The organism is Rappaport israeli (assembly GCF_001888055.1).
GTDB lineage: Bacteria > Pseudomonadota > Gammaproteobacteria > Cardiobacteriales > Cardiobacteriaceae > Rappaport > Rappaport israeli.
Window position 1 is genome coordinate 173,434 of the sequence record NZ_LXHZ01000022.1, and the last position, 16,804, is coordinate 190,237.

The 16,804-nt window shown below is 45.6% G+C and carries 14 protein-coding genes, 6 pseudogenes and 1 CRISPR repeat array; of the genes and pseudogenes, 12 read left to right on the forward strand and 8 right to left on the reverse strand.

Annotation, left to right across the window (positions count from 1 at the left end; all coding sequences use genetic code 11):
* Window positions 1-4: 4 nt before the first annotated feature.
* A pseudogene (gene recA / locus A5N84_RS13070) lies at window positions 5-1,053 on the reverse strand (recombinase RecA).
* Between the two features lie 21 nt (window positions 1,054-1,074).
* A complete protein-coding gene (locus A5N84_RS06275; RefSeq protein WP_158008666.1) occupies window positions 1,075-1,731 on the reverse strand; it encodes a tetratricopeptide repeat protein in 657 nt (218 codons plus the stop codon).
* A gap of 106 nt (window positions 1,732-1,837) precedes the next feature.
* Between A5N84_RS06275 and A5N84_RS06280 the strand changes: the two genes are divergently transcribed.
* The 4 genes and pseudogenes from A5N84_RS06280 (at window position 1,838) to A5N84_RS13450 (ending at window position 4,314) form a co-directional block, all read left to right on the forward strand.
* Window positions 1,838-2,386, forward strand: coding sequence for an adenylate kinase (locus tag A5N84_RS06280; protein ID WP_072281686.1), 549 nt, complete (start codon window positions 1,838-1,840; stop codon window positions 2,384-2,386).
* Window positions 2,383-3,438: pseudogene (gene aroC / locus A5N84_RS06285) on the forward strand (chorismate synthase); the annotation flags it as partial. The gene A5N84_RS06280 and the pseudogene aroC, both read left to right, overlap by 4 nt.
* Before the next feature lie 265 nt (window positions 3,439-3,703).
* Complete coding sequence (locus A5N84_RS11880) at window positions 3,704-4,063, forward strand: hypothetical protein (RefSeq protein ID WP_233120000.1); 360 nt, start codon at window positions 3,704-3,706, stop codon at window positions 4,061-4,063.
* Window positions 4,060-4,314: a hypothetical protein gene (locus tag A5N84_RS13450; protein ID WP_408633845.1), complete on the forward strand. Its 255-nt coding sequence runs from the start codon at window positions 4,060-4,062 to the stop codon at window positions 4,312-4,314. The genes A5N84_RS11880 and A5N84_RS13450 overlap by 4 nt, the downstream gene beginning before the upstream one ends.
* On the opposite strand, the gene A5N84_RS12770 is transcribed toward A5N84_RS13450, so the two are convergent.
* The 3 genes from A5N84_RS12770 to A5N84_RS11890 all read right to left on the reverse strand — a co-directional run bounded on the left by A5N84_RS12770 (window position 4,267) and on the right by A5N84_RS11890 (window position 4,921).
* Complete coding sequence (locus tag A5N84_RS12770; protein WP_269844310.1) at window positions 4,267-4,398, reverse strand: hypothetical protein; 132 nt, start codon at window positions 4,396-4,398, stop codon at window positions 4,267-4,269. The two genes, A5N84_RS13450 and A5N84_RS12770, sit on opposite strands and share 48 nt — an antisense overlap.
* Window position 4,399: 1 nt before the next feature.
* Window positions 4,400-4,528, reverse strand: coding sequence for a hypothetical protein (locus A5N84_RS12775; protein ID WP_269844311.1), 129 nt, complete (start codon window positions 4,526-4,528; stop codon window positions 4,400-4,402).
* A gap of 246 nt (window positions 4,529-4,774) precedes the next feature.
* Complete coding sequence (locus A5N84_RS11890) at window positions 4,775-4,921, reverse strand: hypothetical protein (protein ID WP_233120002.1); 147 nt, start codon at window positions 4,919-4,921, stop codon at window positions 4,775-4,777.
* A 24-nt stretch (window positions 4,922-4,945) separates the two neighbouring features.
* Here A5N84_RS11890 and ubiM point away from each other — a divergent pair.
* From ubiM to A5N84_RS12785, 5 genes and pseudogenes are all read left to right on the forward strand, one after another.
* Window positions 4,946-6,133, forward strand: a pseudogene (ubiM, locus tag A5N84_RS13455) (5-demethoxyubiquinol-8 5-hydroxylase UbiM).
* A gap of 105 nt (window positions 6,134-6,238) precedes the next feature.
* Entirely contained in the window at window positions 6,239-6,697 is a 459-nt protein-coding gene (locus tag A5N84_RS06305) for an invasion associated locus B family protein (RefSeq protein ID WP_072281688.1), read from the forward strand.
* Window positions 6,698-6,766: 69 nt separating this feature from the next.
* Window positions 6,767-7,258, forward strand: coding sequence for an HAD family hydrolase (locus tag A5N84_RS06310; RefSeq protein WP_078055618.1), 492 nt, complete (start codon window positions 6,767-6,769; stop codon window positions 7,256-7,258).
* 362 nt (window positions 7,259-7,620) lie between these two features.
* Window positions 7,621-8,971: direct repeats of the CRISPR family, unit length 28 nt; unit sequence GTTAACCGTGGCATACACGGCTTAGAAA.
* A 140-nt stretch (window positions 8,972-9,111) separates the two neighbouring features.
* Complete coding sequence (locus A5N84_RS11895; protein ID WP_072281689.1) at window positions 9,112-9,444, forward strand: hypothetical protein; 333 nt, start codon at window positions 9,112-9,114, stop codon at window positions 9,442-9,444.
* Window positions 9,445-9,533: 89 nt separating this feature from the next.
* Window positions 9,534-10,621 (forward strand): annotated as a pseudogene (locus A5N84_RS12785) (bifunctional transcriptional activator/DNA repair enzyme AdaA).
* A 1-nt stretch (window position 10,622) separates the two neighbouring features.
* Here the strand turns inward: A5N84_RS12785 and A5N84_RS09985 are convergent.
* A pseudogene (locus A5N84_RS09985) lies at window positions 10,623-10,790 on the reverse strand (transposase); the annotation flags it as partial.
* Between the two features lie 263 nt (window positions 10,791-11,053).
* Here A5N84_RS09985 and A5N84_RS11910 point away from each other — a divergent pair.
* The 3 genes and pseudogenes from A5N84_RS11910 (at window position 11,054) to A5N84_RS06345 (ending at window position 14,717) form a co-directional block, all read left to right on the forward strand.
* A pseudogene (locus A5N84_RS11910) lies at window positions 11,054-12,066 on the forward strand (galactose ABC transporter substrate-binding protein).
* A gap of 17 nt (window positions 12,067-12,083) precedes the next feature.
* Window positions 12,084-14,294, forward strand: a complete 2,211-nt coding sequence (locus A5N84_RS06340) for an ATP-binding protein (protein ID WP_072281692.1) — start codon at window positions 12,084-12,086, stop codon at window positions 14,292-14,294.
* 27 nt (window positions 14,295-14,321) lie between these two features.
* Window positions 14,322-14,717 carry a response regulator transcription factor gene (locus tag A5N84_RS06345; protein WP_072281693.1) on the forward strand — a complete coding sequence of 132 codons (396 nt, stop codon included), beginning with the start codon at window positions 14,322-14,324 and terminating at the stop codon, window positions 14,715-14,717.
* Between the two features lie 96 nt (window positions 14,718-14,813).
* Here A5N84_RS06345 and A5N84_RS06350 read toward each other — a convergent pair whose 3' ends face one another.
* Both A5N84_RS06350 and A5N84_RS06355 read right to left on the reverse strand, forming a co-directional pair.
* Entirely contained in the window at window positions 14,814-15,278 is a 465-nt protein-coding gene (locus A5N84_RS06350) for a chemotaxis protein CheX (protein WP_072281694.1), read from the reverse strand.
* A gap of 141 nt (window positions 15,279-15,419) precedes the next feature.
* Window positions 15,420-16,745, reverse strand: a complete 1,326-nt coding sequence (locus tag A5N84_RS06355) for a cation:proton antiporter (RefSeq protein ID WP_078055619.1) — start codon at window positions 16,743-16,745, stop codon at window positions 15,420-15,422.
* Between the last annotated feature and the right edge of the window lie 59 nt (window positions 16,746-16,804).

A 16,804-nucleotide genomic window follows, 5' to 3' on the forward strand; every position in this document is an offset into this window, starting at 1 on the left:
GCAATTATTCCGCCTCAAACTCAGAAAACTCCTCATCAGAAGAAGGCAAAAAACCCGTTGAATCATGATTAATATACTGCTCACGCAATTGCGCCTCAATACGCGTTGCCACATCAGGATTCTCTTCTAAAAATACGCGCACCTTCTCCTTACCCTGTCCAATTTTCTCCCCATTGTAGCTATACCACGCGCCTGATTTATCAATCAATCCCGCATCCACGCCCAAACTAATAATCTCTCCACTACGCGAAATACCGCTACCGTATAAAATCTCAAATTCCGCCTGTTTAAATGGCGGTGAAACCTTATTTTTCACCACTTTAACGCGCGTTTGATTCCCTAAAATCTCCTCACCATCTTTGACCGCCCCCGTCCGACGAATATCCAAACGAACCGAAGCATAAAATTTTAGCGCATTCCCCCCCGTCGTCGTCTCAGGCGAGCCAAACATCACGCCAATCTTCATCCGAATTTGGTTAATAAAAATCACCAACGTATTGGCTTTCTTAATATTTGCCGTCAACTTACGCAACGCCTGACTCATCAAACGTGCCTGCAAACCCATATGAGAATCCCCATATCCCCCTCAATCTCCGCCTTAGGCGTTAACGCCGCCACCGAATCCACCACAATCACATTAAACGCCCCACTGCGCACCAACGCATCACAAATCTCTAACGCCTGCTCACCCGTATCAGGCTGCGTAACATATAAATCCTCCGTATTGACGCCTAATTTTTTAGCATAAATCGGGTCAAGCGCATGCTCAGCATCAATAAACGCCGCCGTACCGCCATTTTTTTGCGCCTGCGCAATCACCTCTAGCGTCAGCGTTGTTTTACCAGAAGACTCAGGGCCATAAATCTCCACAATACGCCCCAACGGCAACCCACCAATCCCCAAAGCAATATCCAACCCCAATGAACCCGTTGAAATCGCAGGAATATTTGTTTGCGCAGGCTGATCCCCCAAACGCATCACCGTCCCCTTTCCATACTGTTTATCCAACTGCGCCAATACCGCACTCAACGCCTTCTTTTGGTCATCATTCATAATCACTATTCCCAAGGAAAATTATTTTTTAGAATCGCGCAACCCCTCTAAGGCACGCAAAGTGTTGGCAATCATAACATCATCAGGCGCATCTTTCAGCGCATTTTTCAATTCCAGCGCCGCCAAATCCAGATACACATTCACCAAATTCAAACGCGCATTTTGATGCTCAGGATGACGCAACAACAACTCCCGCAACACCGCCTCCGCCGCAGGCAAATCCTCTCTCGCCGCATAAATCACCGCCAACGCATTATAAGCCTGAGGATAATCAGGAAAATTACTCCGCATCATCAAAAACCACCGCTCCGCCTCCTGCGCGCGCCCAAGTTGCATCAACACCATCCCCTTCAAATACACCGCCCGCACATCGTCAGGCGCCAACACCAAACGCGCATTTAATTGCGCCAGCGCCCCTTGCGCATCACCTCCTACCGCCATCGCCTCCACCGCCGCATAACCAGACCAAGGTGCAACTGCCCCCACAACTCCAGATTTCTCCACAGCCCCCTGTTGGCTCAAAGCCACCTCAGGCGTCAAATATTCCTCCCCACCCCCCATAGGCAACAACGCCACAGGAACCTCCTGCGCACCCACCACTACCATCCCTAGAAAAATCATCCACCCTAAAAAAACCCTACACACCACAAACACCTCCACATAAACAAAACCAAACATTATACCCCCCAACCCCCAAAGCAAAACCACAACCAAATTATTGTCAGCGCCTAATTCGCGTGATAGGCTTAAGCCCTTTTCCCCAAATCTATAGAGAAAAGCAAACATGAACATCATCCTACTTGGCGCACCGGGTTCAGGCAAAGGCACCCAATCACAAAACCTCAGCACCCTTTACAACCTCAACCACCTCTCCACAGGCGACCTCCTACGCGCCGAAATCACCGCCAACACCCCATTAGGACAACAAGCCAAAACCATCATGGACAGTGGCAACCTTGTTTCTGACGACATCGTCATCGCCATGATTGCCAACCACCTCAACCAACAAGGCACATTATTTGACGGCTTCCCACGCACCCTCAACCAAGCACAAGCGCTTGATACCCTACTTGCCACCCACAACAACAGCCAAATCGACTACGTCATCGAACTTGACGTCGACCAAGAAGAAATCATCCAACGCATGCTCGCACGCGGACGCGCTGATGACAACGAACACACCATCCGCAACCGCCTAAACGTCTACAACCAACAAACCAAACCCCTAATCGACTACTACCAACAACAAAACAAACACCATAAAATTGATGGAAGTGGCGCAATAGAAGACATCACCGCCCGCATACAAACCATTATAGAGCCCACCTCATGAGCGGCAGCAGCATCGGCAAACTCCTAACCCTCACCACCTTTGGCGAAAGCCACGGCGTAGCCATAGGAGGCATTCTTGATGGTTGCCCTGCAGGCATCCCAATCGACCCAAACTACATCCAAAGCGAACTTGACCGCCGCAAACCTGGCACCTCTCGCCACGTTACCCCCCGCCAAGAAAGCGACCAAATCGAACTCCTCTCAGGCATATTTAACGGCAAAACCACAGGCACCCCCATAGGCCTACTCATTAAAAACCGCGACCAACGCTCACAAGACTACCAAAACATCGCCCAAGCCTACCGCCCTGGACATGCCGACTACACCTACCAAGCCAAATACGGCCATCGCGACCATCGTGGCGGTGGACGCGCCTCCGCACGTGAAACCGCCATCCGCGTAGCAGGCGGCGCCATTGCTAAAATTATCCTCCAAACCCACTGCCAAATCCAAATCCGCAGCTACCTCTCCCAACTTGGCGAACACCCCCTAGAATTTCACAGCTGGGAACACGTCTCACAAAACCCCTTCAACTGCCCCAACCAACACCAAGTCCCCCTCCTCGACCGCTACCTCTACGACATCCGCAAATCAGGCGACTCCATAGGTGCAGAAATCACCTGCATCGCCGAAAACATCCCCACAGGACTTGGCGACCCCATCTTTGACCGCCTAGATGCCGACCTAGCCAAAGCCCTCATGAGCATCAACGCCGTCAAAGGCGTATCCATCGGCGATGGCTTTGACGTCATCCAACAAAAAGGCAGCCAACACCGCGACGAACGCACCACAGCAGAAGGCTTTCTCAGCAACCACGCAGGCGGCATCCTAGGCGGCATAAGTAGCGGACAACCCATCATCACCAAAACCGCCTTCAAACCCACCTCCAGCATCCTCATCTCAGGACGCACCACCACAACCGACCACCAAGACACAGAAATCATCACCAAAGGACGCCACGACCCCTGCGTCGCCCTACGCGCCTGCCCAATCGTTGAAGCCATGGTTGCACTCACCCTATGCGACCACTGGTTACGACAACGCGCCCAAAACCACCCCCAACCCCTAACCCCATTGCGCCGACTCATCCTCATCCCCGCCCAAGACCTCCCCAGCCAAAACGTCTATGGGCGCGACCTCCCCATACACCACTACCGCCACCATCTAGGACTCACCCAACAACACCTCTATTGGGACGCCACAGCAGGACTCCACCCCACCGCCTTTAGCGCCATAGCAGGCAGCATCCAACACCCCTACCATCTCTACCTCCACCTCCCCCACCCACTACCCCAACGGCGACCCAGACCACCAACGCATGCTCGACTACGGACGCCCCCATCCACCTAGCCCAACCCAACTTCAACCAACGCCTCCGCCGCCTCATCACCCAGCACCCCCAACACCCCCACCCTCACACCCCCCAAACCCAAAACATCGACCTCAGCCCAAAAAACAAATCCTACTTGGCAAACGCGGACGGGGCAAATCCACCCAACTCGCGCTAAAAATCCAGCAATTCGCCAAGCAAAACATCCAACCCCAACTCCTCGTAACCACCTTCAAAGCCCATCGCCAACGCATCCTACAACTCCTCCCCCAAAACCCTCCCCCTCCTACTCCTCCCCCCCCGATGAAGCCTGCCGCCGCCTCCCCAAAGCCCAACACCTCATCATAGACGAAGCCGCCACACTCCCTGCACAACAACTCCACACCCTCACCCAACACTACCCCCATTTCACCCTAGCCACCAGCGAAGACGGCTACGAAGGCAGCGCCCGCCACTTCAGCCTCCACACCCTCCCAGCACTACAAAAACAACATCCCACCCTCATCATCACCCCCCTTTACAACGCCCAGCGCCACCCTGAAAACGACCCCCTAGAACAACTCATCGAACAAACCTTCTTCCCCCAGCGCCCCCCCTAAACGCCCCCACCCACCAACACCCCCCCAACCATCAAACACATCAACCCCCAAACCCTCGCCACCAACGAACCCCTCCTCCGCCAAATTACCCCTCCTCCACCAATCCCACTATCGCACCCGCCCCGACGACCTCAAACGCCTCCTCGACCTCCCCGACCAACACCTCCTCATCGCCCACCACTCCCAAACCCACACCCCCATAGGACTCCTCCACATCCTCATCGAACACCCCCCTCCCCCCCCGACCTCATCCCCCCAAATCATCCACAACCAACGCCGCCCTCAAGGACGCCTCCTTATGCAACAACTCCTCCTCCACACCCCAACAACCCCACCACGCCCACCACCCCATAGCCCGCATCCAACGCCTCGTCATACACCCCACCCATCGCCGCAAACACATCGCCAGCCAACTCATCACCCACGCCCGCCACCACATCCCCCACCAACTCGGCGTCAGCTACGCCCACACACCCGAACTCCACCAATTTTGGACAAACAAAACTTCCACACCCACCACATCAGCGCCAAAGCCAACCCCCGCACCAACAAACACAACATCATCCAACTGCAAGCGCCCTAAAAATCCAGTATCATAGCCCCACAAACCACAACAAAACTAGGAGAACCCATGAGCCAACAAACAGACATCCTTATCGTAGGCGCAGGACCAGCAGGACTAAGCATCAGCCGCGCCCTAGCCAACAGCACCCTCCGCCTTACCATCATTGACCCACAAAGCGCCGAAACCCTCGCTAACCCCCCATTTGACGGACGCGAAATCGCCCTCACCCACCCCTCCAAAAACCTCCTAGAAACCCTTGACATCTGGCAACGCATCCCAAAAGACCAAATCCACCCCCTCCGCCAAGCCAAAGTACAAAACGGCAACACCCCACCACAACTCCACTTCCCCACCCCCAAAAACCAACCGCAGCGGCCAACCCATCGACACCCTAGGCTATCTCGTCAGCAACCACCTCATCCGCCAAAGCGCCTACCAAGCCTGCCAACACCAACAAAACCTCCATTGGCACCTACAAGATAAAGTCATCCACGCCACCAGCACCGCCCAACAAGCCAGCGTAACCCTAGAAAGTGGCAAAACCCTCCACGCCAAACTCCTCATAGCCGCCGACAGCCGCCTCTCACAAGTCCGCCGCAGCCTAGGCATTGCCACCGACCTCCACGACTTCGGCCGCACCGTCATCGTCTTTCGCCTAAGCCACACCCAAACCAACCAACACACCGCCCAAGAATGCTTCTTCTACGGCTCCACCCTCGCCCTCCTCCCCCTCACCCCCCACCTCACCAACTGCGTCATCACCCTCGACAGCCGCCACGCCGCCACAATCCAAAACCTCACACCAGACCAACTCGCCCAACACGTCAGCGAACAAATCAACCACCGACTTGGACAAATGACCCTCGCCAGCACCATCCACCACTACCCACTACTAGGCGTTCACGCCCGCCAATTCCACGCCCAACGCAGCGCCCTCATAGGAGACGCCGCCTGCGGCATGCACCCAGTTACCGCCCACGGCTTCAACCTAGGACTCCAAAGCCAAGCCATCCTCAGCCGCCTCATCCTACGCCAACACGCCCAAGGCAAAGACATTGGACACCCAACCCTCCTAAACCAATACAACCGCCAACACCAACGCAACACCCGCCCCCTCTATCACGGCACCAACCTCCTAGTAAAACTCTTCACCAACGACACCCCCCCCGCCCAACACCTCCGCCACACCCTCCTAAACCTCAGCAACCACCTCTCCCCCCTAAAAAACTCATCACCCACCAACTCACAGGATAACCCCCACAATTACCGTTTACTAAAAACCCACCCAACCAACCAAACAATCCGCTAAACTACCCAACCGCGCCCACAAAAGCGCACCCAAACACAAGGAGCAAACCCATGAAACATAAACTACTCACCCTACTAACCCTAACCACCCTAAGCCTCACCAGCCAAGCCGCCATCCAAAACGGCAAAGCCTACGGCAACTGGCAAGGCGTCTGCGAAAACAACCAATGCGGCGTCTTACAAACCCAAAACAACACCCAAGGCGAACCCGTTGGACAAATCCTCATCAGCAAAACCCCCGATAACAGCATCATCGCCCAATTCACCCTCCCCCTAGGCGTCAACCTACTCGCAGGCATCGGACTCGCAGTAGACCACAACCAAATCGGCGTAACCCCCTACATCTTCTGCGACCCAACAGGTTGCCACAGCATCCTCCCCCTAGACCTCGACACACAAAACAAACTCAAAGCAGGCAAAAGCCTACAAGTCGCCGCCTTCCTAGGAGAAAGCCAACAAACCCTTAATTTTTCATTAATCGGCGCAACAGACGCTCTAAACAACCTATAATCCGAAAAAAACCAGCCCCCATGGCTGGTTCCCCCCAAACCACAACAACACACAACCAAACCCCACAACATGACCACACCAACCTACCATTTTGACGGCATACTCTTTGACTGCGACTCCACCCTAAGCAGCATCGAAGGCATCGACGAACTCGCAGCCCTAAACAACCAAAAACAAACCATCGCCCAACTAACCAACCAAGCCATGAACGGCGACCTCCCCCTACAAGCCATCTACGAAAAACGCCTCCAACACATCCAACCCACCCAACAACAAATCCAACAAATCGCCCAACAATACCTAAAAACCATCACCCAAGGCGCAGAAACACTCATCGCCACATTACAACGCCACAACATCCTAGTTGGCATCATCAGCGGAGGACTCTACGACGCCATCCTCCCACTAGCCCAACACCTCAACATCCCCACACAACACCTCCACGCCGTACACCTCAACTACACCCCCGAGGACACTACCACAGCATCCAACCCACCCCCTCACCACCACCAACGGCAAACACACCATCGCCCAACAATGGAAACAACAAAACCACCTTAACCGCATTGCCCTCATAGGAGACGGCATAAGCGACATCGCCGCTAAAGGCGCCGCAGACACCATCATAGGCTACGGCGGCATCATCGACCGCCCACAAGTCCGCCAACACGCCGACCACCACCACACAGACCCAAACCTCCTAAGCCTCCTCCCCTACCTACAAAACCCCAACAACATCTAAAAAATAACCTAAAATCATAAAAAACACCCAAACCACCAACCCAAAAAAAACAAAAAAAATTTGGCTCTTTAAAAACATGAAACAAAACAAAAGGGTTAAAAACCACGTTAAAAATTTGGGTCAAACCAACAAAAAACGGTTTAAATCCTTGTAAATAAAAACCAATCAGGCGTTGGGCTTGGTTAACCGTGGCATACACGGCTTAGAAATGCTTAGTTTTGCTGGATAGGGGCGGGTTCGCGTTAACCGTGGCATACACGGCTTAGAAAACAAGTAATAGAGACTGTGCCACTGACGAAGTTGTTAACCGTGGCATACACGGCTTAGAAAATAGTGTTCCTTTCACCCAACGCAACTGGGATGTTAACCGTGGCATACACGGCTTAGAAAGTGTACGTGTCTCGCCTTCGGTGATTACATCATGTTAACCGTGGCATACACGGCTTAGAAACTCTAACGCGCAGGGGTCGACGCGCTTATGCAGTTAACCGTGGCATACACGGCTTAGAAAACGTCAACGACGCGATTTTCGCGCTCAATGCTGTTAACCGTGGCATACACGGCTTAGAAATCGTCAGGGTCTATAATTCCACTAAATCCAAAGTTAACCGTGGCATACACGGCTTAGAAATTACCATCTTTCGCTGCGCTACCAGCCGAACTGTTAACCGTGGCATACACGGCTTAGAAATGTAGCGTTATAGAGCTGATGATAGACTCGCAGTTAACCGTGGCATACACGGCTTAGAAATCAGGAGCGCTCCACAACCCAGCGCGCGCCATGTTAACCGTGGCATACACGGCTTAGAAAGAAAATAAAATTACTGTCGGAAACTGGATATCGTTAACCGTGGCATACACGGCTTAGAAATTCCCATTAACACAAGTTGCTATAACGACTCCGTTAACCGTGGCATACACGGCTTAGAAAACAAAATAAAATGATTGTTGAGGCAGTGCGCTTGTTAACCGTGGCATACACGGCTTAGAAACAATGGAAGTAAATACAATTATTGCAGGTACAGTTAACCGTGGCATACACGGCTTAGAAAATCTATATCTCTCACGAGAAGGGAGAATTAAGGTTAACCGTGGCATACACGGCTTAGAAAAAGCCAAGCGTGAGAACACACAAGCTCAGAAAGTTAACCGTGGCATACACGGCTTAGAAATTCCGTTGAGTTGGGTTAGAGTGGAGGCTCAAGTTAAACGTGGCATACACGGCTTAGAAACAATTCTCACAGCATTGTGCTGCGAGAATATAGTTAACCGTGGCATACACGGCTTAGAAAACCAGCCGAACTGCCGCCCTTGTCATCTTTCGGTTAACCGTGGCATACACGGCTTAGAAAATCTCCACGGTATTGTGTTTTTCTCAGAAGATGTTAACCGTGGCATACACGGCTTAGAAAATGATACTTACAGATGATGGCGCTATTACCGAGTTAACCGTGGCATACACGGCTTAGAAATGAAAAGGTTCTGCGCGCTCAAGTCAATGCACGTTAACCGTGGCATACACGGCTTAGAAATACTGCCATCTTAAGCCGCTCGCAAAGCTACCAAGTACCCCAAGCCGACCCTGCGCAAGCTCGAGATTGGCTCATCACGCAAGACATAGACAGCGCAGAAGCCGAACAACTCTTAGCCCTCTATCGCAACAACCCCTTCCTTGCCTACGCACAACGCGAACAAGGCGCCGCCTTCCTGCGCCCCCAACCGCTACCAAGCCGCGCACAGCCAAGGCGCCACCCCCTATCAAGACCAAGAACAAATTGTCGCCCGCGAAGAACAAGGCTTTGAATTCATGATGAACGCCCTGCGTCTGAAAGACGGCGTCGCGCGTGCATACCTTCCACAACGTACCGCGCTGCAACACAGCGACCTCGCCCCCGTTCTCGAAACCCTCATCGCCAAAAAACTCATTGCCGACGACCCGCAGACATACCGCTGCACCGCGCAAGGCTATGCTTTTCTTAACGATGTGCTGACCGCCTTTTTATAAACAACCATTAAAAATACTTGTCCGTTTTTCGGTTGTAGCAACAGCAATCCCTATCTACAATAGCGCGCATCATATATTTGTAATGAAAAATGAAAAACTTAAGCCACGAAAGAATGTACCGAGCCATTTTAAATAAAGACAGCGCATTTGAAGGTATCTTTTTTACCGCCGTCAAAACCACCGGCATTTTTTGCCGCCCCTCCTGCACCGCCCGCAAACCCAAGCGCGAAAACGTAGAATTTTTTGCCACCAGCAAAGAATGCATCTTAAAAGGCTACCGCCCCTGCAAAGTATGCCGCCCCTAGAACATCTGCACCAAACCCCGCCCGAAATCCAAAACCTTCTTGATGAATTAGCCCACAATCCCGGTTTAAAATTAAAAGACGATGATTTACAGCACAGGGGAATTGAGCCTAAATTCATTCGCCGCTGGTTTTTAAAAAATCACGGCATGACATTTCACGCCTTTTGCCGCCTGCACCGCATCAACTCGGCATTTAAAAAAATCCAATCAGGCGAAGCCATTGCCCACACCGCCTTTGATGCGGGATTTGATTCATTAAGCGGATTTTCAGAATCCTTTAAAAAAATATTCGGCGTATCGCCTAAGCAAGGCAAACAGCAAAACATCATTGATTTAAAACGCATAGAAACACCGCTCGGTACCATGATCGCTTGCGCCAGCAATCAAGGCATTTGCTTATTGGAATTTAGCGATCGAAAAATGCTGGAAACCGAATTAAAAAACATCGCTAAACGCCAAAATGCACTCATTATTCAAGGCAACAATCCCTTCTTTCAGCCATTAGAAAAACAATTAAACGAATATTTTGCCAAACAACGCAGAAAATTTAGCGTACCCCTGCATTTTATCGGCACGGATTTTCAGCAACAAGTTTGGCATATCTTGCAAAGCATACCCTATGGCGAAACCCGTTCTTACGGCGAACAAGCCAAATTATTAGGCAAACCCAAAGCCGTTCGAGCGGTTGCCAATGCTAACGGCATGAACAGCATTTCCATATTAGTACCCTGCCACCGCGTCATTGGCGCCAACGGCGAATTAACCGGCTATGGCGGCGGACTATGGCGAAAACAGTATTTGCTTGATTTGGAAACATCAGAGGGCATTCAGAAATCTGTGTCAGTTCAATCAAAGGCTCATCACCTTATCTAAGCGTCCGGGGAAATGGATAGACAACTGCATCATAGCAGGCAATAAGAATATCTTCTACGCCACGATTGTGTAAATCCGTCAGCACAGACAGCCAATAATTGGCGCCCTCACTTTCAGAGCAGTAAAGTCCAATAAGCTCTTTATACCCCTCGGTATTGAGGGCTAACAGTTAAAGCTTCGTTAAAGTCAAAGTGTTGCATAATGTCATTCCTTGTTTTCTGGATAGTTTATGGGAGTGACACAGTTTTTTGAACACTACCTCTTTATCATTTTTTTAAAACTAATGGGATGTTATATTCGCTACAATCTCTATATAGCACACATAGTAAAGTAAATACTTTTACAATAAATAGTTACTATTAAATAGTTGTGTTAATTATTCGTACTGCTAGAATGACAGGTCGTTATCTATAAAACTAACCAGAGAAAATGATGAATAAACTTTTATCTATATTATTGACCTCTTTTTTGTTATACGGCTGCGATAACATTGAAACTCCATTCAAGAAAAGTAACGATAAATCCAATATTGACAAAGAAAGTCATATCGGTGTACTTATGAGTAATGCGATCGACAACCCTTTCTTTTCTAAAGCTTTTCAAGCCTTTCAAGCTTACGGCAATGACCACGAGAATATCAAAATTATCTCTAATGATGCACATGATAATCAGCAAAGTCAGTTTGAAGCTCTAGATAAAATGATTGCCTCAGGCGTTCAAGCTATCATTATTAACATGGTAGACACCACACAAAGTTCTGTTGTAATAGATAAAGCAAAATCAGCTGGAATACCTGTCGTATTTTTTAATCGTAATCCTGGGGAGAATATTTTATCAACTTACAACAAAGCTTTATTCATTGGAAGTGATGACGTTCAAGGGGGGTATTACAAGGATTAGATGTATTAAATAAATGGAAAACCCACTCTAATTGGGATAAAAATAACAACCGCTCTATTGAATATGCCATGCTTATGGGTATTCCCACCAACCCTGGCGCACAGGCAAGAACAAAATGGTCAACAAGTACAATGAAAAGCTATCCTCAACTCGGTGTGCCCATAAAAGAAGTAACCACTGAAACAGCAATGTTTAAAGAAGATCTTGCAACTGATATTGTTACTGATTGGATTAATGATGGCACCATTAATAACATTGAGGTCATTTTAGCGAATAATGACACAATGGCAATTGGCGCAATTAAGGCTTTAGAAGAGGCTCAACTGTCCATTCCTGTATTCGGTATTGATGCTATTCCAGCTGCATTAGAAATGTTAGAACAAGGTCGTTTATCAGGAACTGTTATTAATGACGCTACTGAGCAAGCAGAAGTTTCTATTTTAAGCGCCATTAATTTAGCTTACGACCAACCCACTACTCAAGGTTTAGATTATCATGTGGAATATCAAACCATTCTCGTGCCTTACAAATCATTAAATGATTAATTATCAGGGACTTAATCATGAAGAAATCAAGAAATCAAGAAATCAAGAAATCAAGAAATCAAGAAATCAAGAAATCAAGAAATCAAGAAATCAAGAAAAATAGAACAAAAATTAAAAAAAACAAGCCTAACCTAAGATTAGATAGCTTTAAGAAATATCGTGCTATTATTACTTCTGTTATTCTTTTTTTGATTTTTAACATTTCTATATTAGCTCTAAACTATTATCAGTCCTTGAGAATTGATGAATCTACCACTAAAATAAATTTATCAGCACAACAATCAGGACTACTTGAAGATATTGCTAAAAATATTATCGATATTGACCTGATAACTGAACGCTACGTAAATGAGAACAACTCATTACAATTAGAAGATATCAACGAAAAAATCTTCAAACAAATTGACTCACTGATACGCTCTTCTGATTTGTTTGGGCAAACATTAGAAGCATTTCAACGTGGTAAAGATATCAATATAAGCGATGGAAGCACGGTATATATAGAGCCTATTCAAATTGAAAGCGCAATTAAAAGCTTACAACGAATTCAAGATGTTTGGTCGCCTTACAATGGTCTACTTAATAACTTTTTTAATGACTATAATGCTGGAAATATTCAACTAGATAACATTCAATTTGCTGCCGACTATGCACGTATTTATACCACACGGCTTCTAAATGAAAATGATGATATCACTAATGCATTGCAAGATAATTCTAACGCTCAAACCAACTTAGTTCGTCTTATTCAAATTGTTGGGATAATTATTGCAATATCGATTTTCTTCTTTATTGTTTTCCGTGCATTGAGACAATTACTGCGTTCAGATGCAGAGCTTGCGAAATCGCGTCGTGAAACTACTGAAATCATGAATTCTATTCAAGAAGGATTATTCTTGATAGACCGTGACTATATTATTGGTGAACAACAGTCCAAACAGTTAGGTCATATTTTCCCTGTTAAGGATATTTCAGGTAAAAAACTTGATGAAGTATTAGAAGGCGTTGTTCCAGAAAAAAATATTGAAAATACAAAACGCTTTATAAATCAATTATTCAATCGAAAAGTACATGGAGACTTGATTAATGATTTGAATCCATTGCGTCGTGTAATGATTCAAAGAAAAAATGAAAATGGCTCTACAGAAACAATTTATTTGAGCTTCCAATTTGTCCGCTCATACGAAGGCAAGAAAATACATAATGTTTTGGTTAGCATTACTGACGTTACTTTAGCTGTTGAGTTGGAACAACGTCTAGAGAAAGAAAAAGAACAATCAGAAATGCAATTTAAAATGTTAGTTAAATTGTTACGCATAGAACCTACTATTTTGGATGGTTTAATGCGCAATGCATCTAAAATGGCAGAGCGTATCAATGATATTCTACGCGATAAAAAATGGAGCCAATCGGCATTAAAGCAAAAAGTTAATGATATTTTCCGTGAAGTACATAGCTTTAAAGGAGAGGCTTCTGCATTAGAGTTAGAAGGTTTTGTTGATATTGCTGAATCTATCGAAAATCAACTAAAAGCTCTACGTGAAAGAAATCAGTTAAGTGGGAATGACTTTTTAGGAATTGCTCTTTCTCTAGAGCAATTTTATAACCTAAATCAAGATATTGAGAACATGCGTAGTCGCTTGGTTAATCTTAATATGCAATTAGATTCTAATAGATCAGAAAATATCTCTGAATATTTTAAAAATTTTGCAGATAAAATTGCGCAAAGAAATCAAAAAGAAGTTCAATTGCAAGTTTTAGGATTTGATGATGTGTCATTAGATAATGAGACTCTTGATAAAATCAAAGAAGTTACTATTCAACTTCTTCGTAATGCGATTGTTCATGGTTGTGAATTGCCAGAAGTTCGTCAAAGATTAGGCAAACCTGCTTATGGCCGAGTAAGAATCAGACTAATAAAGAAAAATGATTTTTATGAGATTATTGTTGAAGATGATGGTGGTGGCATTCTTATTGAGGAAATTCGCAAAAAGTTAGTTAAAGAAGGTTTGTATACGCAGGAACAGGCTAATAATTTACAGCAACGCGATTTGTATCAGGCTATCTTTACCTCTGGCTTATCTACAGCAAAAGAAAGCAATGAAGATGCCGGTAGAGGTGTAGGCATGGATGTTGTAAAAGATAGAATCCAGCAGTTGCATGGAAAAATAAATATCCGCTCTGAAGTTGGAAAATATAGTCAATTTATTATTCGCTTTCCTGCTTAATTCATAATTTTATATTGGAGTATTCTTATGTATCGTTTGATGGTTGTTGATGATTCTACGATTATACGTAACAAAATTAGTCGCACTTCCACTGGTAATCAACAAAATCGCTTTAAAATTGTTTGCACTGCCACAAATGGGCAAGAAGCGATTGAGCAGTGTAAAAAATATTTGCCAGATATTGCCACAATGGATATTACCATGCCAGGCATGGACGGTTTAGAAACTATTCCCAAGCTACTCGAAATAAAACCTGATTTACAAATTTTGGTGGTCTCCGCCCTATCTGATGAAAGTACAGGACTTAAAGCGCTAGAATTGGGCGCTAGTGGATTTGTGATTAAACCTTTTACAGAAATTGAATTACAAAGGGCTCTAGAGTCTATTATAGATTTTATCGAAGAGGGTAATGATGAAGACTAAATTGTGACAAATTAAAACTCAAAAACCGTACTCTCCTATATAAGGGAAGTACGGTTTTATTTTAAGAAATAAAAATGAATAAAATTTCAAGTAACTTTATGGATTTGATCTTTGCTCAATACTTACCACAATATTAGCTGTATATTCTTTCCAAATTATTGGAATAACAAATGAGCGTGTTGTTTTAGGTAAGTAGACTTCATCAGGCTGTCCTTTAACTACTAATGGTGTAGAAATTACAAATTCTTCTCCATATTCTGCACGAGCATTTCCAGAAATGGTATTAGCAATTTCACCAATTAAATCCATCATTGTTTCTTCTGATTTATCAGGTTCTTTAATAGTTAAAAGAAGATTATGTAATAGAACTCTTGGCGCAGAAAAATATACGCTTCCTCGATAAGGTCCTGAAATACCAATAATTCCCGTATAATCATAAACTGAAGGTTTATTCCCTTCTATTAAGTAAGGAGAACCTACCTTAACACCAATATTATTCACTTCGTTAAAATATTTATTTACGCTATCAATAAATATTTGAATTCTCTTCTCTTCTAACATACTAATACCTCCACGTAACATGACACCTAATTAAGTATATAAATACGTAAAAACAGCTGTCAATAAAATTGACAACTCATATATGAAATAATAATAAATATTATTTTTGTGAGAATATAATAGCGCGTTCAAATAGTCAATTTACTCTGATTCTAATTTCTCACTTCGTTTACCAACATGTGAGCGCGTGTTGGGATTGTTATCATCTAGGAGTGGGTCATCATATTCATCTCCAATAGTGGTTCTATTTCCAGCCACCCATGGAATGGTTGTTCCTTGAATAATAATAGAAAACACAACTACTGCGTAGGTCATTAATAAAATGGTTTCACGATAGGCGCTATTTGGCAAAGTTAGTGCTAAAGCAATGGATAATCCACCACGTAACCCACCCCAAGTTAGGATGCGTACGGAACGTGGTGAAAAAAAGTAGCGCCGACTTAATAGCGCAACAGGAATTAATACACTAATCCAGCGCCCAAATAAAACAACGATAATGGCAAATATCCCTAATAATAGGCGGTGACTATCCATTGGAATAACGAGCAATAAAATTCCAATCATCACAAATAAGGTGCTATTTAATACTTCGTCAACCACTTCCCAGAAAGTATACATGGATTCTAGGGCTTTATGCGTCATCCCTTTGTAGCACAAATGCCCAAATACAATCCCTACAATCACTACAGCGATGGCGGCTGAAACTTCTATCCATTCTGCAAATTGAAAAGTGCCAAATACAAGCGCTAAAGTCAGCATGATTTCAATATGATAATCACGCGTCATGCGCATTAAAAGATACGCTCCCACACCAGCAACCGCTCCTAAAGCAATCCCACCAAACACATTACGCGCAAAAAAGAGTGAAACTTCTGCAAAGCTCATTGTTTCGGCATTGACCGCCAACGAGAAAAAGAATGTAAAGACCACCAAACCAATCCCATCATTAAACAATGATTCACCACAAACATCCATATCCAATCCTTTAGAGACACCAATAGAGCGCAAAATTGCGAGCACCGCGATTGGGTCAGTAGGAGAAATAAGCGCTGCAAAAGCAAAGCAATACATCAATGGTAACTCTACAGAACTCAACAAATGAATGGCGTAGTACATACCATAGCCAACCAAAAGGGTAGAAATTAAAACCCCACAAATTGCCAAGACAGTAATTGGAATCAGTCGCGGTTTTAAATCTTTAAACTCAATATTCATTGAACCCGCAAACAATAAAGCGCCTAACATGCCTTGGATTAAAGTATCGCTAAAATCAACTTGCATCACCAATGGCGTAACCCAATCATGCTCAATTAATCCTAAATATTTCGCCAGCAAAATACATAGAGAAAAGACCAATGCAATCAACATCACCCCAATTGTGCGATGCAATTTTATAAAACGGTCATTTATTACAGCGAAAATAGCGGTAATGACCAATACAATAGCCATTAAATTAAAAGCGCTCACACATTACCCCAAAGGAAGTTGAAAGAAAACGCGTCATTATACGCGTTTTACAACACTAT